This window comes from Dictyobacter alpinus (assembly GCF_003967575.1).
GTDB lineage: Bacteria > Chloroflexota > Ktedonobacteria > Ktedonobacterales > Ktedonobacteraceae > Dictyobacter > Dictyobacter alpinus.
In genome coordinates, this window is the sequence record NZ_BIFT01000001.1 from 5081815 (window position 1) to 5102999 (window position 21185).

Genomic DNA, 21185 nt, shown 5'->3' on the forward strand with positions numbered 1-21185 from the left:
TTGTCCCTGCGACCGGTACACGTATGATATGCCGCCGTGGCTGCGCACCTTTCCTATCGAGCAAAATGGTCAGCATCATAAGGTCACAGGGGGATGTGGACGATGGTTGTCACTGAGCGAGGCGTGGAGGAAGGTGCACTCGAAGTGCTGGCGGCTACGCTCGTGAGGGAACGTGCGCAGCCACGAGGGCAGCCGCTACGTTGTGATTATGGGGAAAAAGAGGCGCCCCGTCGATGTCTTGGACGGGGCGCTTTTGGGGTTAAGTCTGTCTAAGCAGTAACTTCTGAGGGTTCCCGGGTCGCGACCGGAGGCTGTTCGGGCCGCTGGGCCGGGGTCTCGCCGCGTTTGCGTGGCTGCCAGACGGTCTGGTAGCGAGCCAGGAAGTAGGAACCGATGACCACGATTCCGGCCAGAGCCTGGGCCACCAATGTCTCGACCGTGGGGAAGATCGCGAACCAGAGTCCCATCCATTCGGGTATTGGCAGGTTGACTGGTGTCGTCGAAATCCAATGGGCCAACTGCATCTCCTGAGCCTGTTCGCCGACCATGACCAGCAGGACCGCGCCCAGCATGACGCCGGTCAGGACCAGCATTTTCTTGTAGGGTAGGCGATGATGCAGCACAAAGGTCAGTGAGCCCACGATAGCGGTCAGAACGAGTCCAATTAAGACGCCATAGAGCACGATCAAGGATCCAACCTGTAAGCGTAGCGTTTGCAGGAAGAGCACAACCTCAAAGCCTTCACGATACACCGAGGCAAATCCCAATAGGATCAATCCGGACATCAGGCGGGACTGCGAGGAGCCATCTTCTTTTTTCTGGCTCAGTAACTCTTTTTTGCGCTTATTCTGCATAGAGATCCAACCGGTCCAGTAGATTTTGTGGAAGAACCAGTTCATGATCACCAGCAGTACAATGATCGCCAGCAGTCCTGTAGCGGCCTGAATATTGAGCGCGGAAACATTGTTGGAGAGCGCACTCAGCAGACCAACGACCGCGAACCAGGTCAGGATGACGGCACCAAAACCAATGCCAGAGCCAATCGCGATTGGACGGCGATAGTTCTGGTTTTTTCCCATCATACTGGCCGTAATTGCCATTAACACGAGAATGCATTCCAGTCCCTCACGGAAAACCAGAATGCCAGTATTTACAATTGCCGCCTCTGGACTAATGCGGGCCGCCGTTGGATTGGGATTACCAGATGCCACAACACCCTGCCAGACCAGAACTACTGCAACTATTACTGCTCCAATAATGAGCAAAATACGTCCTGCAAGGAGGGTGGGCCGCGCTATCTTTGAAGAGAGCATCATCCTCACGGATCAAATCCTTTCTATCGTAACCGGAGTGAGCGCATTCTTTGCCTCCCCCCATAAAAATTATCTGCTTACGTTCTTGAAAATATTAGGCTGGATTAATATCCGACTTAACTACTAAGATATTAGGGCAGCCTAATACTTTTGTCAAGAGGAAGAGAAATAATGCGTGCATTTTTGGTGTGGATTATCCATCTCTTGCCCACACTCGGGCACTAAAGTGCCCAACATTATATGTGTTCTCGAAAATGGCGAGCACCGCTCGCCATTTTCGAGAACACATATACCACGCAAACATATAAAAGAATTCAAACCTGTAAAAGAATTATAGTACTTTTTTCCAGCACGAATCAGCGCTGCAAGCAGCCTATCATGGGGGCGGAGCACGGTAGATATGTCTTGTCCATAGAAAAAATTTAGGGTATAAACTACGAATACTTTACTGGTGTCACCCCTGATAAACAAATAGGGCGTTCCACGACTTGTAATTTACCTGAAAATAGCTTATGATTTGCTGAGAAAATCATACATTTCCCAAGAATTAGATAAGAAAGCTTGGAAAAAACTGAAACCATTTGTGTGGATTGTCCGTAGATATACACATGACCTATACAAATGATAATTGAGGGAATACATATGCAGAATGTTTCACCTTTCAACTTTATTGAAGACGATGACTTTGATGAAGATGATGAATTTGCAGATGTTGATCGTGTCTTTAGCCAATTAGAGCAGTTTAATCCGCCGGCAGATATGGTTGCGCGCATTATGGGTGCTGTTTCTAAGCTTCCCTCGCCTCGGCAGCTTCAGGAGATGCAGGTTGTTTCTTCTTTTGGCGATGAGGAAGGTATCATTGTGCGGTATCCTGGTCGGGAGCCATCTTAATTTAAGCCATACAAAAAAGTGGCGGCGACCATCATTTAATGGTCGCCGCTTTTTCTTTATGGTTCTAGGCTATCTGGTCGGTAAGTTTGCCGGTGGAGACGAGCCAGCGAATAAATTCCATGCGGCGATTGGCGACCTGATTCCGGTTTTTCTCTTTATCGGTGTAATCCTTACGAAGCTTACTTAGTTGAACAACCTCATTTTCAGCAAATCCACCTTTACGTAGAATATCGCGATCTTCGTAGCGGTCCATATCTTGCCTCCTTTGGGATTAAGCAGAATTAGTGGGTAGGTGAGATTGGCAACATGCGTTGAATGCGCTTTAGAAGTGCCTGTAAAGGGTACGGCTTCGGTAAATGGTCTAAAGTCAGGCGCGTCTCTCCACGGTCGCGCATGTATTGACGAGCGCTGGTGACTGAACTCGAGGTGATCAGGACTGGTATGATGGGTGCAATGGAGCGCAATGCTTGCAATACATCCCAGCCATGGATTTCTCCTGTGAGTTCAAGGTCAAGCACTACGAGATCGGGAACTACGGAATGGAGAGAAGTGATTGCATGCTCACCACTATGTACAGAGACGACGGTATAACCAAGGGTCGTTAATGTATCAGCTTCCAATGCGGCGAGCGTAGGATCATCTTCAACCACCAGGATAGAATAGTTACGTTTATGCCCTCCATCTGCGAGATGAACAGGCTCTACAACTTCCATGATTATTGGCGTCGAGTCGCGATCCGACGGATTGTGTGCAGCACTGTAGTCATGCATGACGGGCGTCCTGCTTCCGCTAGCTTACCTGACAGCTGGCTTGTCATTCGTCGCCGGTGCGACGGAGTAATGAGCCAACGTCTCCCTTGTTGTGCTCTTTTCCTCTAAGCACAGCTTACCCGATAATGCGTGAGGAAGGCGTGAAGATTGCGGCCGCTGTGTGAAATCCGTGTGAAAATCGTTAATATTCTTCAGTTTTCCTAGTCTATCGGGCATGAACGCTTTGCCGCTGTGATTTATTTACAGCCTGAAATTTTATTCAGGTAATACATGTATTTATTCTCCCTCCGGCATATATTGACAAAGAGAGCGCTGATTTGTATACTTGCGTTATTAGTAGTATAAATTGCCTCAATGATGATTGCGATCCTATATATTACTTCTTCTATAGAACTCCATCAATACTCGATCCAGCGTGGGATAGTAGATGCAGTTGCCAGCGAGATTGTTCTGTATGTGTTTTCCTCAAATGGTGTTTATGCGCTGCATCCAGGCGGCTACACCCTGGAGGAGTGTAGGGTTAGCTTAGCATAAAAGGATTCTTAGCGGATGAAAGTATTGATTACTGGTGCGCTTGGCATGATTGGTCGGTCGTTGACCGAGTATCTGGGGCAGGCAGGACATGAGCTACGTTTGATGGATATTGGCGATCCCGCGTCAGTTCCGATTTCCAGTCCCTGGATCTATCCTCCTGTACGTAAGGCGCTAAAGCTTGATTGGCCCTTTCTGCGTGGCGATATTGCGAATCCCGAGATAGTAGCTGAAGCTGTGCGCGACGTAGACGCGATTGTGCATCTGGGTGGTATCCCGCATGGAAATCCGGCTGAAGGTGTGAATATTTTTCGCACGAACGCACTGGGTACCTTTATCCTGTTTGATGAGGCGCGTAAAGCTGGCGTGCGGCGCGTAATCGCGGCCTCCAGCGTGAATGCCTTCGGCACTTTCTACTGGCGTCTGAACGAGAAACCCGCGCTCTATGCGCGCCTGCCCCTGGATGAGAGCGTTGAACCGGTGCCCGATGATCCTTATAGCCTGAGCAAACTGGTCAACGAAGAGACCTGCGCCGCCTTCCATCGTAGCTATGGCATCACAACCGCCGCCCTGCGCTTCACCGGCGTCTGGACCGATGAAGTGTATCAGCGCGTCCGTGAAGATCACAGTCCGACCCTCCACTGGGACAAAGATCTTTTTAGCTGGGTACATATCTGCGATGTGGTTGAGGGAATTACGCTCGCTTTGGAGGCCAGCGACCTGCCAGGCTACGGAGCCTACACCATCTGTGCCTCCGACACCAGCCGCCTTGAACCCACCATGGAACTACTCGAACGCTTTCGCCCCGACCTGCTCTCAGTCCTGACGCGCCCCCTCCAGGGACGCGAATCTCTCCTCTCCAACAAAAAAGCCCACCAGACCTTCGGCTATACACCACGCTACCGCCTGACTGATTAAGTGCTTGATGCCCATGAAATCCATAGCTCACGTAGCATTGTTTTCGCGCCTTTGGCGCAAAAAAGATTTTAAATGTAGTGTGAAATTGTGCGCATTGCGCACAATTTCACACTACATTTAAAAGAAGCATGGGCGCTTTAGCGTCCGAGTGCTGTAAAGCCAAACCTGCAACTTTTTTATATATGACTGCGTGCTATCCCTATGCTGTCCATTCCAGAAATTTTTTAGCCTCGATGTATAGGAAATTCACGATCCTATTGATAGGTAGAAAGGAAAATGGCTATGGGGAATTTTACTAATGGCGTACTGGTAGGTATTGGTATTGCCTTGTTGCTTGCTCCCAAAAAGGGCAACGAAACGCGCGCTATCCTTAATGATCGCATTCAGGCGCTACGTGGATCCGCCGAAAAGAGCGATACCCTGATGCAGCTCAAGCAAAAAGTAAGCGACGGGGTGCAGCAGAGGACGCAAGAATTTGGTGTCCGTCGTGATGATGCACGTATGCGCGACCATGCTGGCAATCCTATCAGCACAAACTGGTCCAATGCGCAGCCACGAACCAACTCAACCGAAGATCCGCTACGCCCAGACACCTTTAACCGCACAAACTACTAGCATTATCCACACAAGAGCAGCCAGGACCATATACGGTCCCGGCTGCTCTTCTTATAGTTTTGAGCATCTTTTTTTCTCGTTACTTGTTTTGTGCGGGAAGGGGGCGGGTGAAGCATGAAGGATTCTCTATCAGATCTTTTTTTAGTACTGGCTTGTATTGTTACCGTTTAAGTACAGGTAAAAAAGAATGGGTGGGGGAAGAATGATTACTTGTAGAGGAGAGGATCCACTATGCAAATAATGCCGCCCATTGTCAGTGAAGACGTCGGAAGTCATGTGACCTTCACGGCCCATATGCAGGCCGTTCAGGGAGCTATCCAGGTCATGCATAGCCATCTTCACGAATTGTTGACATTAGAAGATCTTGCTTCGGTCGCTTGCTTGAGTCCCTACCATTTTAATCGCGTCTTTCGTCGTCTGATTGGTATTCCGCCTGGAGAATTTCTATCTGCGCTCCGTTTGCAGAAGGCTCGCCGCCTCCTTTTAACGACGCCACTCAGTGTTACCGATATTTGTTTCGAGGTTGGCTATACCAGCACTGGCTCATTTACTTCCCGCTTCGCGCAAGCCGTCGGCCTGTCCCCACGTATGCTGCGCCAGCGCTCCCATCAATTTGATGTCGATCCTCTTGAGGAAGCGACCCGCTCCGTCAGTCTGTTATCTGAACATCCGCAGGACCTGATTAGTGCTCCATCGACTTTGTATGGTTCGATTACTGCGCCCGCGAACTTCCGAGGTGTGATCTATGTGGGCCTCTTCCGCCGGCCGCTGCCGCAGGGCGCGCCCGTGCGTTGTACCAGACTCAACGCTCCCGGCTCATATTTGCTGACCAACGTTCCTGATGGTGTCTATTATCTGCTCTCGGCCGCGTTCCCGATGGCATCGAATCCTCAAGCCTATTTATCGCCTGGCGAAAAGCAGCTGGTGGCCAAGAACTCAAGCCCACTGATCATCCACAACGGGCATATTTGCGGCATCTCAGACCTCACGCTCCGTCCGGCCCGTCTCACCGATCCGCCGCTAGTAATGGGACTTCCCCTACTCTAAATGAGCGGCGACCGCTATAATTCCGCGTTTAGTCAAATTTGACTAAACGCGACAGAATATGCTTTAATACATAGAGTCATATGTGACTAGAAAAATTAAGGAGTATATTTCTATGTTTATAGCGGTCAATAAAGTCAACGTTCCAGCAGACAAGCAGCCAATGGTCATCAAAGGCTTTGAGCATGCTGCCCCGGCTATGAAGCAGTTCAAAGGCTTTTTAGGTCTTGAGCTGTGGACTGCCGATGATAACAGCATCCTGGCAATCTCACGCTGGGAATCCAAAGAAGATCTTGATGAGTACACCAAAAATGATCTCTTCAAGCAGCATCATGGTGGAGCCAGCCGCGAAGATTCGCAGCCCGGCTCGGTCACTTACTATAACGGCCAGGTTCTCTCCTAACCAATCGGCTCCGCTATGGGATATATAGCGGAGCCTTCTCCATAGTATGGCATCTGCTACGTGAACATCGTGATGGTACCGAAAAGGAATTTGGCATGACTGAGAGCGACATATTTTATCGCAGCACTGTGCGTATCGAGCCGTGGGGCGAAGGCGACCTTCCACTGTTGAAGAAACTGCTGGGTGATCCAGCGATGACCGAACACCTTGGCGGTCCCGAGAGTGACGAACAGCTTGTCAAGCGCCAGGCCCGCTACGAGCGGCTCACGCCTGATGGCAAGGGCCAGATGTTCAAGATTGTTTACGAGGCCACGGGCGAGGCAGTTGGCTCAGTTGGTTACTGGGATACTACCCATCATGGAGAGAATATCTATGAGATGGGATGGTCGGTCCTTCCCGCGTTCCAGGGACAAGGTATCGCCAGCGCAGCGGTTGCCCAGGTTCTTGCCATTGTCCAGCCGGACGGCACGTATCGGTCTTTGCACGCCTTCCCATCTATTCACAACCCATCATCCAACGCCGTCTGCCGGAAACTGGGATTTACCCTTATCGAGGAATGCGAGTTCGAGTATCCCAGGGGCAGTTTCATGCGCTGCAATGATTGGCGTCTGGAACTTTCTACAGGTAACTAGTGCGGATGCACAAAAGCTCTTTATTTAAGTATATGATTCTTCAATCGCGCCAGGCATTGACGTGCCAGATTGCCTGTCCAAACAGTCGCCACGCGCCAAGCAGGAATACGACGGCGAAGACGAGCAAGCCTGGAGCGAGCAGAAATGCTTCACGAGCTAGATCGTCTGCGACATCAATAATTTGAATGAGGGCGATCAGGACCATAAGGCCGGCCAACATCTTTCGCGCCCTGATCGCAAGGCAAAGAAGCAATATCAGCGCGAGCGCGAGATTGCGGGCAAACATATAGTCCGCATAGACCCGTGCCGCCTCTGTCATGGGACTCCCATTTGTCAGGAACGTAGGATCTACCTTACTGATGATGGCACCGGTCAGGAGTAACAGTGCCCCGAGGATGACCACGATGGACACCCACAGAGGAACGCGCCCGCCTGCTTGATCTGTCCCAGGATCACCTACTTGTGACCTGGTTGAAGGATTGCTCATGAATGACACTCCTTGTCTATCTAGCACCTGGTCGATATATATCCTCATCTTAGTATACCCCCTAAAAATTATCTAACAACGTTTCCGGCGAAAAAAGGTGACTACTCATTACTTTGAGAAAAGCTGGTAAACTAAGAGCACGACAGAAAAAGAAGGGAGAAATTTTCAGGAAGCCTACGAGTGCTCAAAGAGTCAGCAGAGCAGAAATATCTCAAGCTCGAAGAGCCCGAAGGAATGCTCATAGGGGCCTTTGATTTAGTACAATAAGAATTACTTACAGGAGAAAGCATGCCATGGACAAGCATACTGTGACTGTTTGGCCTTATCCTCAGTTCCTGGTTGAGCGTTATGTGTGTACACCCGGCTCGCCTGAAGTAGTGGCTCCTCATGCCCATGATGACTATCAACTCTGTTTAAGCCTGGAAGCGGCTTGCGTATATCGCTATCGGGGGGCATCGCACACTGTTGCGAGGGGGCAACTGAGCCTCATGCATCCTGGAGAGGTCCATGCGACCTGGGATGCAGAGGCGCGACCTCCTCAGACCTCCTATCATCTCATCTATCTACGTCCTTCTCTCTTTCAGAAGGTAGCTGAAGACGTGATGCGTCACAACGTGAATGAGCCTTTCTTTCCCAATCCAATTCTTGTGGATGATAATTTGATAGGCTTATTTCGGTCGCTAACAAGATCTCTGGAGTACGGAGGCGAACCACTGCAATATGAGATCCAACTCAGTGATTTTTTGACAACCCTTCTCACTCACACCGCGCAAAATCGTGTGACCCTTCGTAACATCCCTTCAGCACCAGAAGCAGTGCAACGCGTCCGTGCCTTCCTGCATGAGACTAATTCATATGGAGTTCGCCTGGAGGACCTGGCGCAAGTGGCGGGGGTAAGTCCATATCATCTCGCTCATCTATTTCGTCGACACGTTGGGCTCTCTCCATACGCTTATCATCTTCAGGTACGGGTCGAACGGGCAAAATTCCTCTTAGCTCATGGCGTATCCATTGCCCAGGTCGTTCAAAAAACAGGCTTTTACGATCAAAGTCGCTTTGGACGCTACTTCAAACGCCTCGTGGGCGTCACCCCAGCCCAATACCAGGTTGCGCAAGATTTGCCTAGACAGTTCAAAGCAAGTGTACAATAATAAAAGTACAGGTACGAACTAGTAGAGAGAGGGAATACAGATGTGCCTGAATATGCTTTCATAAAAGAGAAAAATATGAGTACTGAACTTACCGGAAAAACTGTTGTGATAATTGGGGCAAGCTCTGGCATGGGACGAGCCGTGGCGGCCGAAGTAGCTGCCCGCGATGCTCATACCATTATGGTTAGCCGCTCGGCAGAGAAACTTGCTCAGGCGCGGCAAGGCATAACGGGTAATATTGAGACCATGACTGCCAATATGCTCGACGAGCAATCGATGAACCAGCTTTTTGCGCAGATTGGCTCTCTGGATCATCTCGTGATGACCGCCGTTGCTGATGAAACTCAGCTTTTTTCTCCGCTTGCCACCATGTCTACAGAGGTAGCGCAGCGCGGCATGGAGAAATTCTGGGGTACATTTTTTGTGGTGCGTGCCGCCGTTCCGCACATTGCCGCAACTGGCTCGATTACCCTGACATCTAGCGTTTCTATCCTCAATCCATCCCGCGGAGGCCTCTCCGTCATGTCCGCAGCCAGCGGTGCCGTTGCTGTTTTTGCACGTACACTGGCCGCAGAGCTGGCTCCTATTCGCGTAAATGTGGTTGCGCCAGGTACAGTGAATACGGGAGTCTGGGCCACCCAATCGCCCGCACAGCGCACCTCATCAGAGCAATGGGCACGTGAAAACCTGCCTGTCCAGCATATGGGCGAGCCAGGGGAGCTGGCGCAGGGATTTCTCTTCTTGATGACCAATACATATACCACTGGCGTCATTCTTCCCATTGACGGCGGTTTGTCAGTCATCTAAGTAATATATCTTTACTAGAAATTGGAGTTAGTAGGCAGGTGTTTCAGCGGCGATGCATCAAGCGCCCGAGCAGATCGTTTATCAGGCGATTGAGCAAGGCGTTCATGGCATGATCGTCATCGGCGCAGGGATTCTCTATGGCTGCGGTGGAGGGGTAACGCCAAGCTTCTGGCTATCCCCAACGCGAGCGGAACAAGTTCTCGGCTGGAAACCCTCCGTTGCATCATTTGAAGAAGATCTGCGCCGCACTAATAATAGTTGCGGACCTCCTAGACATAATGTCTCATTTCATCTAAAGCTTCCCGCGCGCTAAAGCGGCGGGGAGCCAGCGGTTCGTCCCACGTTTTCAGCCGTGTCTGCCGTAGCAACATAGGTAACTAACCTTGACGTGCTCAAAAAAGGAACTCTGTCCTCGCCCTTAAGCACGCCTCCCCACATTCGTCCACCAAAGTCTTGACAACCGATGAGAGATCAGATATATTTTCCATGTTAATTATTAACATGGAAAATATTTTTATGAAAAATGTTTACACAGAAAGGAGCTGTATGGATTTACCTCTGGAAGACAATCGTGGTCGGGTCACGTATTGGCTTTTCTATGCTGAACGTTGGGTCACCGCTGCCTACGCAGATGTGCTGCGAGCCCATTGCCAGGAGCGTGGCAAATCGTATGTCGTCACTCCTCCACAGTGGGGCGCCTTAGCGTTGTTGCTCGTGCAGGATGGCATGACCATCGGAACCATGAGTCAGAAGCGTGGTGTTGATGCGCCAGCGGTGACAGGGATTATCACGCGACTGGAGCAGATTGGGCTGGTGGAGCGGCGACATGACCGGGAAGATCGCCGTGTCGTCAAAGTCTATCTCACGGAGGAGGGTCGAGACATCTCACTGACGCTCGTTTCCTCGGTGGAGCACTTCGAGCAAAGCCTGAAAAGAGGATTTTCCGAAGGGGAGATGGATCGTTTCCTGGCCCACCTCCAACAACTCATTACGAACGCCGCTGAAGTCGGAGGAGGTGCGGGCGATCGCTTTGGTTCTCTCCCAAAGCTCGTGATGAAGGACGGTGAAGACACAAAGGAGTAAGTTTTTAACTGCTTGTAAGAGGTAAGCGATGAAAGGAAAACAAGAATCATGACTGTTATGACTGTCCTTGACCTCATGAATGTGTTCTTCGCCGGAATGCTGGCTGGCATCGAGTTCGTGATCCATTACGGGGTACGCGAGCCCGCCGAGCAGCTTTCCGACCATTCACAGCTTCAGTTCCGTAAAGCACTAGTAATCAAGCTGCGTGTGCTGGTCCCCGCCTTTTTTGCACCGGCGGCCATTTTAGGGATCGGCCTGACGTTTCTCAACACCACTATGCCCGGCTTTGTGTTCCGATGCGTAGCTGTGGTGGCACTGTTGATCTGGATCGTGATCCGGGTTATCGGTACCGTCCCGATCAACAGTGCCACGGTCGACTGGGCGTTGGACGCGCCTCCCCAGGATTGGAAGGCGCAAGTCACCTATGCGGAGCGCTTCCATATTGTGGGTGTCTGGGCAGCAGTCCTGACCTTTGCATGCTTCTTGCTTGCCGTGGCACTCAGGCTAGCTACTCATTGAGTGAGATGTGTGCCGCTTACAGGCGTGCGCCTGGGCTTTTCACGCGTGGCCTGTGGCATGTTTCTGTTGTGGCACACTGAGGATGGCAAGAGATCCTGGAGCTTGCAGAAGTTGGGACGTGAGATGACGAGACTTCTCATCTCACCTTCAATAGATATGGATGGAGAAGAGATCATGAAGAATGCTCCTGAAACGTATCAAGGTGTCGCACATCTTTTTGTGTTCCTCGGCAGTACTAATGGTAGCAGGTTGCATTGTGAGAGGAGTTTTTTTGATGACGACCACTCAACAGGAGCAAATTATTGAGGCATTACATACAAAAGCGCTGATAGATCCGGCCGCAGAAGTGGCTTTTCGGGTGAAGTTTTTACAGGACTATGTGTTGTATGCGCATATGAACGGCTTTGTGCTGAGTATTTCGGGTGGACAGGACTCAAGTCTGGCTGGCCGTTTGTGCCAGTTGGCGGTAGAGGGTTTGCGTGAACAAACCGGCAAAGATTATGTGTTTATCGCTCTTCGACTTCCTTATGGTATCCAGCATGATGAAGAGGATGCGCAGCGCGCCCTGCAATTCATTGCGCCCGATAGGACGTATGACATCAATATAAAACCTGCCATCGATAGCGCGGTCGCCTCGTTCGAGGCCGCCACGGGCCTGAAGATGAGCGATTATAACAAGGGCAACCAGAAGGCGCAGCAACGGATGGCGGTCCATTACCGCTTTGCCAATCAGTTCAATGTCCTGGTGGTTGGTACCGATCATGCCGCCGAAGCTGTGTCCGGATTTTTCACCAAGTATGGCGATGGGGGAGTAGACCTGACTCCATTGGCTGGCTTGACGAAACAACAGGGGCGCTCATTATTGCATTATCTTGGGGCCGATGAGCGCCTATACAACAAACTGCCGACCGCTGATCTACTGGATCACAAGCCGGGGCAGCTCGATGAGCATGAGCTTGGCATCAGTTATACAATCATCGACGCTTATCTCGAAGGGCGAGAGGTTCCCGCTGAAGAAGCGCAGCGCATCGAACAGCGTTTTAAGCTCACCGAACATAAACGCCAGTTGCCCGTTACGCCGTTCGATAGCTGGTGGAACACGGATGGAGATAAGTAACACTCTCCATCCTATCCTTTTCGAGCCATATTTAGCGGTAACTTGCGCTATAGTGGAGCCCGCTAGCAACTCAATATGAATTGAGTGATCCCAGAAAATCCAGGACAATCTGGTTGAACTCGGCTGGCTTTTCCATAAATGGATGATGTGCTGTCTCTGCCATGATCACCTTTTCGGCTCCTGGAATCTCTACTACCAGTTGATCCAGTGGATTTGGCACATCCCACTCTCCTAGAATGACGAGCGTTGGTACTTTAATCTCCGAGAGCCGCCCAATGGCTGGTGGCTCTAATGGCACTGGTGGGTGCTCAGCCTGTTCCTTACCATCCGGGCGTTCCCAGTTACGAGTCGTCATCTTGCGTATCCACTCGCGCACTTCGGGGGCCGCTTGCGCTGGAAGCCGACCGGGACCATCTGTCCATATATCTAGCGAGACATCAACTGCTCGTGGGATATCTTTGTGTTCAAATGCATCATTCAAGCTCGTATACAGGCGCATCAGATCGGGACGACTTTGCATCATTTCTTCTGATGGCCGAAAGCCGCTCACGCCAGCCGTGACCGGGATCAGAGCATCAACCATCTCAGGATGCTCAAGCGTGAAATCGATCGCGAGTGCGCCTCCTCCGGAGACTCCCATCAGATAAGCATGCTCAATGCCCAGGAATTTCAGCAATTCATAGAGATCCTGGCGAGCAGAAAAGGGCTTCTCCTTGCTCACCAATCCCGAATCGCCAAAGCCACGCTGATCGTAGCGCATGACCCGATAGCGTTGAGCGAAGACCGCGAACTGCTCGTCCCACGAATTTCTATCCAGCAGATGTCCATGTATGAGAACCAATGGCTGCCCCGTACCCGCAACCTCATAATACAATTTCGTACCATTGACCTCTCCAAATCCATTCGATGCCTGTTCTATATTTGACATGGTATACTCCTTTTTATATAACTCCATCATTATAATACCATCGAAAGCGGTCAAAAAAAGCCCTGATTAAGGGTGTCATGCATTGTTTGGCAAGCGCAACTCGGTTAAGCACATCCATGGTGAGATAACGAAGAGTAGCGGCAGGTCTTGCACCTGCGACCTGTACACGTAAGAAATGTTCTTCAAAACATGTGGCCATACGAAGGCGAACAGATCCAGATGTGTGCGACGTATTGCTTGTGCATGATCGTACGTGAACAGGTTGCAGGTGCAAGACCTGCCGCTACTCTTTGTATTATGCGCCGATTTTGCGGTCGTAACTACGGGGGCGTCGTATTTTTTTCTATGCCAGGTAGGCATAGGCTGGGATAGTCAGGAATTCGACGAAGCTATCGTCGCTGATAATCTGGTCCAGGATGGCGGCGGCGGTCGTAAATGGGCGCACGGCATATTCTTGTTTGCCGATCTTGTCCTGGAGCCGTAGCTGTTCTTCTTGTAGGAATTGGCGGAACAGGTCGATGGTGATGCGGCGCCCGTCATCCAGTATTCCCTGTGGATGCCGTATCCATTGCCAGATCTGGGCGCGCGAGATCTCGACGGTGGCGGCGTCTTCCATCAGGTTGTTGATGGGGACACAGCCATTACCACGCAACCAGGCTTCCAGGTATTGCAGGCTGACACTGATATTGTTGCGCAGCCCGGCTTCGGTGATTTTTCCGGCGGGCATTTGGAGCAGGTCTGCGGCCGTGACGTGAACGTCTTCGCGTTTGCGCTGGATCTGGTTGGGTCGTGGCATCTGGATATTGAATTCTTCCAGAGCAAACGGGACTAATCCAGGGTGGGCGACCCAGGTGCCGTCGTGTCCATCGCGGGCCTCGCGCTGCTTGTCGGCTCGTACGCGTTCCAGTGCGGCCGTATTGGCGGCATGATTGTTTTTGATCGGGATCTGTGCCGCCATCCCGCCGATGGCATGGGCATTACGCCTATGGCAGGTCTGGATGGTGAGGAGTGAATAGGAGTGCATGAAGTGTGTGGTCATGGTGACCTCGGCCCGATCGGGCAGCAGGAAGGCCGGATTTTTATGGAACTTCTTGATCACACTAAAGATATAATCCCAGCGTCCACAGTTGAGTCCGGCAGAATGTTCACGCAACTCATACAGGATCTCGTCCATCTCAAAGCTTGCTAGAATAGTCTCAATCAGGACCGTAGCTTTAATCGTACCCTGTGGAACCCCGAGTTCCTGCTGCGCCAACACAAAGATGTCGTTCCAGAGGCGCGCCTCCAGATGGCTTTCTAGTTTTGGTAGATAGAAGTAAGGCCCACTCCCATTCTCCAAGAGTTGTCTGACATTGTGGAAGAAATACAGTCCAAAATCGAAGATGCCGGCGGAGATGGGCTGGCCGTCGATCACGACATGCTTTTCCAGCAGGTGCCAGCCGCGTGGACGAATCATCAGGACTGCCGTACGCTCATTCAGGCGATACTCTTTGCCATCTGCATTAGTAAAAGTGATCGTGCGCCGAATAGCGTCCCGCAGATTGATCTGTCCCTGGATGGTGTTCTCCCAGGTCGGCGTATTGGAATCCTCGAAGTCGGCCATAAAGCCGCTGGCACCCGAGTTGAGGGCATTGATGATCATCTTACGCTCGACCGGACCCGTGATCTCGACGCGACGATCCTGTAGGTCTGCGGGAATCGGCGCAACCGTCCAGTCACCGCTTCTGATGGGCGCGGTCTCGGCCAGGAAATCCGGTAACTTGCCAGCATCCAGTTCAAGCTGGCGTTGGACACGTTTTGCCAGTAGTTCTTCTCGTCGGCCTCCAAAGGCGCGGATCAGGCTAGCGATAAAGCTCAGCGCCTCCGGCGTCAGAATCTCCGCGAACTCAGGGGTAATCTCAGCATTGATCTCAATGCCCTCTGCATAGCGGCTCATTGAAGGTATAGTCATAGTGCCTCCTGTATTACTGTTGTATGCTTGCGCGTCATACACATACTAATAAGTCATCCCAGATTTTTGAAAAATGGATTCTTCTCTTCCAATGCGGGAGGTGCAGGAGGGCGGCTAGCCCTTCTGCCGGGGTGCGGGGTGTCCCCGCAAAAACCTCTTTTTCTTTCTCCCTCTCGCGCCGCCGCAGGCGGCGCGAGAGGGAGAAAGAATGAGCGGGGACACCCCGCACCCCGGCAGGGAGGACCCTGCACCCCCAGTTTTAAGAACTTTTGCAAAAGTTCGGGATGACTCATTATATTTTAGTGAAACTGTCCTTCTTCGGTTGAGCCGGTCAGGGCAGTGGTTGAGGATTGGCCGCCGGAGATGACTTTAGCGACTTCATCGAAGTAGCCGGTCCCGACTTCGCGCTGGTGTTTGGTGGCTGTATAGCCCTGGGCCTCAGAGGCGAACTCGGCCTGCTGCAACTCCGAATAGGCGCTCATGCCGTGGTCCTTATAAGCTACGGACAGTTGGAACATACTATGGTTGAGGGCATGGAAGCCGGCCAGGGTGATAAATTGGAACACATAGCCCATCGCAGCCAGTTGCTTCTGGAAGGTCGCGATGGCGTCCGGCTCCAGTTTTTTGCGCCAGTTAAAGGACGGTGAACAGTTATAGGCGAGTAACTTGCCAGGATACTGTGCATGAATAGTATCGGCAAAGCGTTGTGCCTCTTCAATATTTGGTTCAGAGGTTTCACACCAGATCAAATCACAGTAAGGCGCATATGCCAGTCCACGTGCAATCGCCGTATCTAATCCATTGCGAATCTTGTAGAATCCCTCGGGAGTACGCTCACCAGTCAGGAATTCCTGGTCCGCCGGATCAATATCTGACGTGATCAATGTGGCGGCATTGGCGTCGGTGCGGGCCACCAGGATCGTGGGCACATCGAGCAGATCAGCGGCGAAGCGGGCCGAGACCAGATGCTTGATCGCGGTCTGCGTTGGAATCAGGACCTTGCCGCCCATATGGCCGCATTTCTTCTCGGATGCCAGCTGGTCCTCAAAATGGACTCCGGCGGCTCCGGCCTCGATCATGGCCTTCATCATCTCAAAGACATTCAATGGACCACCAAAGCCGGCCTCACCATCGGCCACAATTGGCGCGAACCAATCGATATTGTCCTGTCCCTCTGCATGATAAATTTGATCTACGCGCTGAAAGGCCTGATTGATCTTACGCACTACCTGTGGAACACTATTAGCGGGATACAGACTCTGATCGGGATACATCTGACCAGCCAGATTGGCATCGGCAGCAACCTGCCAGCCACTCAAGTAAATAGCCTTCAGGCCAGCCTTCACCTGCTGGACAGCCTGATTACCGGTCAACGCACCCAGGGCCGCCACATATGGTTCACTATGCAGTAATGTCCAGAGCCGCTCCGCTCCACGTCGGGCCAGTGTATGCTCAATATGCAGTGAACCCCGCAACCTCAAAACATCTTCCGCACTATAGGGACGCTTCGTCCCGTGCCAGCGCTCCTCGGTCTCCCATGCATTGGACAGCTCGACAGCCTGTTGACGTTTCATCATGATCAGTGTTCCTTTCCTGGCAATGACCAACCAAGATCATAATTGACCTCGTATCGATAGTGGTAGACCACAGTGTCTACGCTACTCCTACTAGAAAGGATACCTGGAAAAACAGTAAAAGAACTAGTATTTATCATCACAAGTACTGAGGTATAGCATAAGTAAACGCTTATGCGTCGATTCAAAGTTACATTGAGCGACCATAGAAAAAAAAGCTCAAAAGATGGCGACTCCTTCATGGAATATGCGGCCTGGATGGCTTAGTTCAGCATCAGTAGCCATTACTTTTTTGATGCATTTATATAATAGATATAGGTACCAGAGATGAAGACGAGAATAGATACAAGAAATAGTAAGAAAGCGGATTGTAAACCATAAAACTATGTGGGCTAGTAGAAGGTGTAACAATCGCTAGTTGTATCTCAAAACGGAAAGAATGGTACCAGTAAGCTATAGCCTTTGTGTAAAGCAAAGGGAAAGGGGCATTTATATGCATAATGAGATTAAAAATGTAAAAGCTTCTCTATCCTACGAGGAATTTTCTCAGCTTGCTGAGGCCTCGAACGAAACACTTGAGGTAACTGATAGCGATTTGGCACAGGTCAATGGCGCTTCCGGTCGGTTTGACGGTCCCCATGGGGGCTACGGTTATGGCTACGGCTACGGCTACGGTTATGGCAGTGGCTGGGGTGGCAACGGCGGCTGGGGCTATGGTGGCGGCTGGAATGGTGATAATGGCTGGAGTGGCCACGACCACGGTCACGGTCACGGCCACCATGGCGGCAGTGTTGACTAGTATTCTTTAGCGAGATTAAAAATTTTAAGCGTTAGATATTACAAAATGTAAAAATGTTCTTGAGGGACTATAAAAAGCCCCTCAAGAACTATTTCGCGGCTGCGTAAAATGAATGACACCCTCATAATCGAACACTCTAGGAAAATGCTGTTCAGTTGGGCTATACTATACGATTATATGTTTCTTTGCAAAGGAGCAAGGGATATGCGCAACTTGAATCTGCATCAACTCGCTACTTTTCAAGTAGTAGCCAAACATTGTAGCTATATGCGGGCCGCCGAGGAATTGCATTTCAGTCAACCGGCCGTTTCGGCCCAGATTCGCCAGCTTGAAGAATCCCTGGGACTCAAGCTGTTCGATAAGCTTGGTCGTAAGACGCATTTAACGCATGCCGGCGAGGAACTGTATCGCTATACCCAGAAAATTTCAGCTTTAATCGACGAGACGCTGGAGACGATGGAGTCTCTGCGCAGTCCCCAGTATGGCCGCTTAAGCGTAGGGGCCGATACGACCGTTGGAACCTATGTTATTCCGTCCTTATTAGGTAAATTTCGTCATATCTATCCACATGTCGAGATTACACTGGAAGTCGTTAATCGTGGCTATCTGGTTGATGACCTACTCCACAACCGTATCGACCTGGTAATTATGGGCAAAATTCCCGCTGAGGCACCTGTCTATTCCGCGCCCTTCGCCCCCAACGAGCTGGTCCTGATCGCGCCCCCGACGCATCGCCTGGCTGGCTGCGTTAACGTACCCATGACCGATCTGGCTCGCGAACACTTCCTGCTGCGCGAAGTAGGCTCCGGCACCCGAGCCGCCCTCGAAGGAGCCTTCCAGGCCGCTGGACTCCCCCTGCAAGTAAGTATGCAAGTCGGCAATAATAGCGCCATCAAACAAAGCGTGGCCGCCGGACTTGGCATTGCCCTTATTTCACGTGTGGCCATCGACATGGAACTGGAAACGCGTCGTCTCGTCATGCTCAGCGCCGAAAACTTCCCCATCATGCGCCACTGGTTCCTCGTCCACCTCGAAGACAAAAACCTATCCGCCACCGCCCACGTCTTCAAGCACTTTTTACTGCAACACGCCGTAAACCCCTCGTAGCTTCAGTGGCTAGATCCAATACATTCACCGTGAGCATTTCCTTGTGTGGAAGTGCCCATCATGATCGTTCTGAAGCCACCGAACAGAGTGGTGAGGACATAGCAACCTATGTCAACGTACCCGCCTCCAGGCACTCTAAGCCAGTTATGCCGATACTTTTTCAATCAGCTCAAATACTTGCACGACCAGTTGTGTCTCATCTGTAAGTGAATGGCCCTCTGACTCCAACCAGCTTTGCCAGTCCTGGCGGTGCTCTTGTTTGAACTGCTCACTATCTTCGCCATTGCCCTCACCACTGACCAGGCGCGGATCGGGATTGCCAAAAGTGGTCAGGAAGGCATCAATCATATGCACATTACAGTATGGCCTCTGCTCTTTGTCGACCACCGTCACCATTTCTCCCGGGCTGCTAAAAATCTCGATCAGTTCCTCTTTACTATAACTAAACATAGGAGCACAGGTGGCGGTCTTCTTGCCTGCGATTATTTGTTGGATTAAGCGCAGGCCAAGATCATTATCGCCCTCCCAGCCAAATTCTAGCTTGCGGTCATACGTAAGAGTAGATTGATCTCGCCCTTGCCAGACGATACGTGCATGGGCTTCACTGGCCAGTGCTTCCGCGATATCATCGATTTTCATATATACCTCCCATTGTGCTTCTCCTGTATGTGTCGCGATATGGTGGGCGAGCACCTGCTCCAGGGTCTGGTCTCGTTTGCCTTTCCAAATAGTATCGGCGAAGGCGACCAGCAGATCTTCAAGTTGTGGTTGTTCCTCCTGGTTGTATCGTGCATGCGTGCGAGCAAAGCGGGCCTGTGCCTCTGAGAAGCCACTTTCCAACAGCAACTGTGGTCCAATCTCTTCGTGTTGATGTCCCGGCTCACGTAGCTCATGGCGGTAGATAGCTTTGCCTATATCATGGGTGGCGGCCCCAAATAAGACCAAATCCCGATCATAGACAAGTTCAGGCCAGTAGACGCTTACCTGTTGGATAAGCATCGCCGCCACATGATGCACAACAGTGAGATGAGCCACCAGCCTGGGTGGCGCGGCATATTTTTCCAGGACTGGCAGAACTTCGGATGGCAGTTCATCAAAGATCATGGGCAAAACCTCCTGCTGCTGATCGCAAAAATTCAAGTATGGAAGCGAGTACCTCTCTCTGCTCCTGGCTATAGGTTGATGGCAATGTATGTGTCAGCATCTGTAGTAGTTCAAGGTAAAGCTGATCCATCATTTGCTCATTGGCTGGATAAAGATAGCGTTGCATGTCCGCACTGCTTGGATGCGTATCCAGTTGCTGATATTCCAGGATACCTAAACGTGCTATGGCATGATCATGACTCATATCTTGATACCATATAACGAGTAGACGCTCGAGTTGCGCTCGATAAAATTTGTAGGCGCTAAAATGCTTCTCGCGCTGGCGATACTTCATGTATCGAAGCGCCCCTAGATAGGAGTCATACAACAGATTGAGCGGCTCTTCAAAGCGCGAAGGGAGCAAGCTACTCACTGTGTAAGGAGGAACTGTATCTCTGCGATATATACACGTTGTCGGAGCAAAAGGAATAGTGTTATCTCTATCGGCTATATTGATATCGAGTTTATTGTACAGCGGATAATCCTCAAATAACACCATATAGGCAGCATAGCCCACGCGTACCGTGAGTGGAAATGCCACCAGGACCCGTCCGATCTTCGAGAGGCAGGCCATAAAATGGGACATTGTTGTATCAAAATCATGTGAAACGACATGCAAATCAATGTCCGAATAGCGATCATTCGTCCTCTGCGCATATGAACCAAACAGCCCGATTTCCACTACCTCCGACTCTTCAGCAAAGGCCTGCACTGCTCTGGAACAGAGTTGTTCCACGTAGTCCATGATAATGTCCTCCCCCTCGAGAGTGAAGATGAAGTGTTGTATCTCCCTGGTCAATCAATTATGGTAGATAATGGATTATTTGGCAAGTCCATTGGCATTATATTTTGTTGTAAATAAATGATCCTACCAGCATGGCGTGATTTTGTGTATATGGAGTGGGCGTCACACGCCAACCGAGCGTACGTGGAGTGGGCGCCACACGCGAGGCCGCACTGCTGGTTTGACGAGGGCCAGGATGTCAGAACGACTCGCAGTGCTGTGGCGCCTACACCAATCTCGTTGGATGTTGCCTGATCATGTTGGAACGTGTATGAGGCAATATCCTATGATCGCCATCGCCCATCAAAACATTCCGGAGCGATCATGCCTGAAGAAACAAGATTCGTGTAGGCGCCACAGGCATGCGTGCTTTCATGCATGTATCGCCGTTGATCATGCCGCATGCCGGCCTCGCGTGTGGCGCCCACTCCACGTACGCTCGGACGGCTTTTCACACCGTCCATTACGAACAGGAGGGTGAAGCATGATTGGAGCTGAGCGTACGCCGATATAATGGGGCGCCATCAGGTGTGTTTACTTTATAATGGTACCCTGTTTGTGATGAAAAATGGATCTTTTGGCAACACCATTATACTGTTATAATTCTCATAAACGCTT

At 51.0% G+C, this 21185-nt stretch carries 24 protein-coding genes; 15 read left to right on the forward strand and 9 right to left on the reverse strand.

Annotated elements, in window-relative coordinates; translation table 11 throughout:
• Positions 1–102: 102 nt before the first annotated feature.
• Entirely contained in the window at positions 103–273 is a 171-nt protein-coding gene (locus EL633_RS36635; protein ID WP_161982273.1) for a hypothetical protein, read from the forward strand.
• Here the strand turns inward: EL633_RS36635 and EL633_RS19950 are convergent.
• Positions 270–1316 (reverse strand): FTR1 family iron permease, encoded by a 1047-nt coding sequence (locus EL633_RS19950; protein ID WP_218027525.1) that lies wholly within the window; start codon positions 1314–1316, stop codon positions 270–272. The genes EL633_RS36635 and EL633_RS19950 overlap by 4 nt on opposite strands.
• 639 nt (positions 1317–1955) lie before the next feature.
• On the opposite strand from EL633_RS19950, the gene EL633_RS19955 reads away from it, so the two are divergent.
• Positions 1956–2204, forward strand: a complete 249-nt coding sequence (locus tag EL633_RS19955) for a hypothetical protein (protein WP_126628873.1) — start codon at positions 1956–1958, stop codon at positions 2202–2204.
• A gap of 64 nt (positions 2205–2268) precedes the next feature.
• On the opposite strand, the gene EL633_RS19960 is transcribed toward EL633_RS19955, so the two are convergent.
• Both EL633_RS19960 and EL633_RS19965 read right to left on the reverse strand, forming a co-directional pair.
• On the reverse strand, positions 2269–2457 hold the full coding sequence (locus EL633_RS19960) for a hypothetical protein (protein ID WP_126628874.1): 189 nt from the start codon (positions 2455–2457) through the stop codon (positions 2269–2271).
• 28 nt (positions 2458–2485) lie between these two features.
• Positions 2486–2974 carry a response regulator transcription factor gene (locus EL633_RS19965; protein ID WP_126628875.1) on the reverse strand — a complete coding sequence of 163 codons (489 nt, stop codon included), beginning with the start codon at positions 2972–2974 and terminating at the stop codon, positions 2486–2488.
• Positions 2975–3523: 549 nt separating this feature from the next.
• On the opposite strand from EL633_RS19965, the gene EL633_RS19970 reads away from it, so the two are divergent.
• The 5 genes from EL633_RS19970 to EL633_RS19990 all read left to right on the forward strand — a co-directional run bounded on the left by EL633_RS19970 (position 3524) and on the right by EL633_RS19990 (position 7117).
• On the forward strand, positions 3524–4423 hold the full coding sequence (locus tag EL633_RS19970; RefSeq protein ID WP_126628876.1) for an NAD-dependent epimerase/dehydratase family protein: 900 nt from the start codon (positions 3524–3526) through the stop codon (positions 4421–4423).
• A 282-nt stretch (positions 4424–4705) separates the two neighbouring features.
• A complete protein-coding gene (locus EL633_RS19975; protein ID WP_161982274.1) occupies positions 4706–5038 on the forward strand; it encodes a YtxH domain-containing protein in 333 nt (110 codons plus the stop codon).
• A 231-nt stretch (positions 5039–5269) separates the two neighbouring features.
• A complete protein-coding gene (locus tag EL633_RS19980) occupies positions 5270–6085 on the forward strand; it encodes a helix-turn-helix domain-containing protein (RefSeq protein WP_126628878.1) in 816 nt (271 codons plus the stop codon).
• A gap of 112 nt (positions 6086–6197) precedes the next feature.
• Positions 6198–6485, forward strand: a complete 288-nt coding sequence (locus tag EL633_RS19985) for an antibiotic biosynthesis monooxygenase family protein (RefSeq protein WP_126628879.1) — start codon at positions 6198–6200, stop codon at positions 6483–6485.
• Positions 6486–6580: 95 nt separating this feature from the next.
• Entirely contained in the window at positions 6581–7117 is a 537-nt protein-coding gene (locus EL633_RS19990; protein ID WP_126628880.1) for a GNAT family N-acetyltransferase, read from the forward strand.
• 40 nt (positions 7118–7157) lie between these two features.
• Here the strand turns inward: EL633_RS19990 and EL633_RS19995 are convergent, their stop codons facing one another.
• Entirely contained in the window at positions 7158–7604 is a 447-nt protein-coding gene (locus EL633_RS19995; RefSeq protein WP_126628881.1) for a hypothetical protein, read from the reverse strand.
• Positions 7605–7897: 293 nt separating this feature from the next.
• Here EL633_RS19995 and EL633_RS20000 point away from each other — a divergent pair, with 293 nt between their 5' ends.
• From EL633_RS20000 to nadE, 6 genes are all read left to right on the forward strand, one after another.
• Positions 7898–8755 (forward strand): AraC family transcriptional regulator, encoded by an 858-nt coding sequence (locus EL633_RS20000; protein WP_126628882.1) that lies wholly within the window; start codon positions 7898–7900, stop codon positions 8753–8755.
• Between the two features lie 75 nt (positions 8756–8830).
• Positions 8831–9562, forward strand: coding sequence for an SDR family oxidoreductase (locus EL633_RS20005; protein ID WP_126628883.1), 732 nt, complete (start codon positions 8831–8833; stop codon positions 9560–9562).
• Positions 9563–9614: 52 nt separating this feature from the next.
• Entirely contained in the window at positions 9615–9875 is a 261-nt protein-coding gene (locus EL633_RS20010) for a hypothetical protein (protein WP_126628884.1), read from the forward strand.
• A 233-nt stretch (positions 9876–10108) separates the two neighbouring features.
• On the forward strand, positions 10109–10645 hold the full coding sequence (locus EL633_RS20015) for a MarR family winged helix-turn-helix transcriptional regulator (RefSeq protein WP_161982275.1): 537 nt from the start codon (positions 10109–10111) through the stop codon (positions 10643–10645).
• A 48-nt stretch (positions 10646–10693) separates the two neighbouring features.
• Positions 10694–11164, forward strand: a complete 471-nt coding sequence (locus EL633_RS20020) for a hypothetical protein (protein ID WP_126628886.1) — start codon at positions 10694–10696, stop codon at positions 11162–11164.
• 274 nt (positions 11165–11438) lie between these two features.
• A complete protein-coding gene (gene nadE, locus EL633_RS20025) occupies positions 11439–12281 on the forward strand; it encodes an NAD(+) synthase (protein ID WP_126628887.1) in 843 nt (280 codons plus the stop codon).
• A gap of 70 nt (positions 12282–12351) precedes the next feature.
• Here nadE and EL633_RS20030 read toward each other — a convergent pair whose 3' ends face one another.
• The 3 genes from EL633_RS20030 to aceA all read right to left on the reverse strand — a co-directional run bounded on the left by EL633_RS20030 (position 12352) and on the right by aceA (position 16734).
• Positions 12352–13209, reverse strand: coding sequence for an alpha/beta fold hydrolase (locus EL633_RS20030; protein ID WP_161982276.1), 858 nt, complete (start codon positions 13207–13209; stop codon positions 12352–12354).
• 343 nt (positions 13210–13552) lie between these two features.
• Positions 13553–15160 carry a malate synthase A gene (aceB, locus tag EL633_RS20035; RefSeq protein ID WP_161982277.1) on the reverse strand — a complete coding sequence of 536 codons (1608 nt, stop codon included), beginning with the start codon at positions 15158–15160 and terminating at the stop codon, positions 13553–13555.
• Positions 15161–15459: 299 nt separating this feature from the next.
• Positions 15460–16734, reverse strand: coding sequence for an isocitrate lyase (gene aceA / locus EL633_RS20040; RefSeq protein WP_371865566.1), 1275 nt, complete (start codon positions 16732–16734; stop codon positions 15460–15462).
• A gap of 493 nt (positions 16735–17227) precedes the next feature.
• Here aceA and EL633_RS20045 point away from each other — a divergent pair, with 493 nt between their 5' ends.
• Together EL633_RS20045 and EL633_RS20050 are read left to right on the forward strand one after the other, a co-directional pair.
• Complete coding sequence (locus tag EL633_RS20045) at positions 17228–17533, forward strand: hypothetical protein (protein ID WP_218027526.1); 306 nt, start codon at positions 17228–17230, stop codon at positions 17531–17533.
• A gap of 204 nt (positions 17534–17737) precedes the next feature.
• Positions 17738–18640 (forward strand): LysR family transcriptional regulator, encoded by a 903-nt coding sequence (locus EL633_RS20050; protein WP_161982278.1) that lies wholly within the window; start codon positions 17738–17740, stop codon positions 18638–18640.
• A gap of 144 nt (positions 18641–18784) precedes the next feature.
• On the opposite strand, the gene EL633_RS20055 is transcribed toward EL633_RS20050, so the two are convergent.
• The gene (locus EL633_RS20055) at positions 18785–19744 is read right to left on the reverse strand and encodes an HD domain-containing protein (protein ID WP_126628891.1); all 960 of its coding nucleotides are present in this window, start codon (positions 19742–19744) and stop codon (positions 18785–18787) included.
• Positions 19734–20528: a nucleotidyltransferase domain-containing protein gene (locus EL633_RS20060; protein WP_126628892.1), complete on the reverse strand. Its 795-nt coding sequence runs from the start codon at positions 20526–20528 to the stop codon at positions 19734–19736. Before EL633_RS20060 ends, EL633_RS20055 begins: the two co-directional genes overlap by 11 nt.
• Positions 20529–21185: the final 657 nt, after the last annotated feature.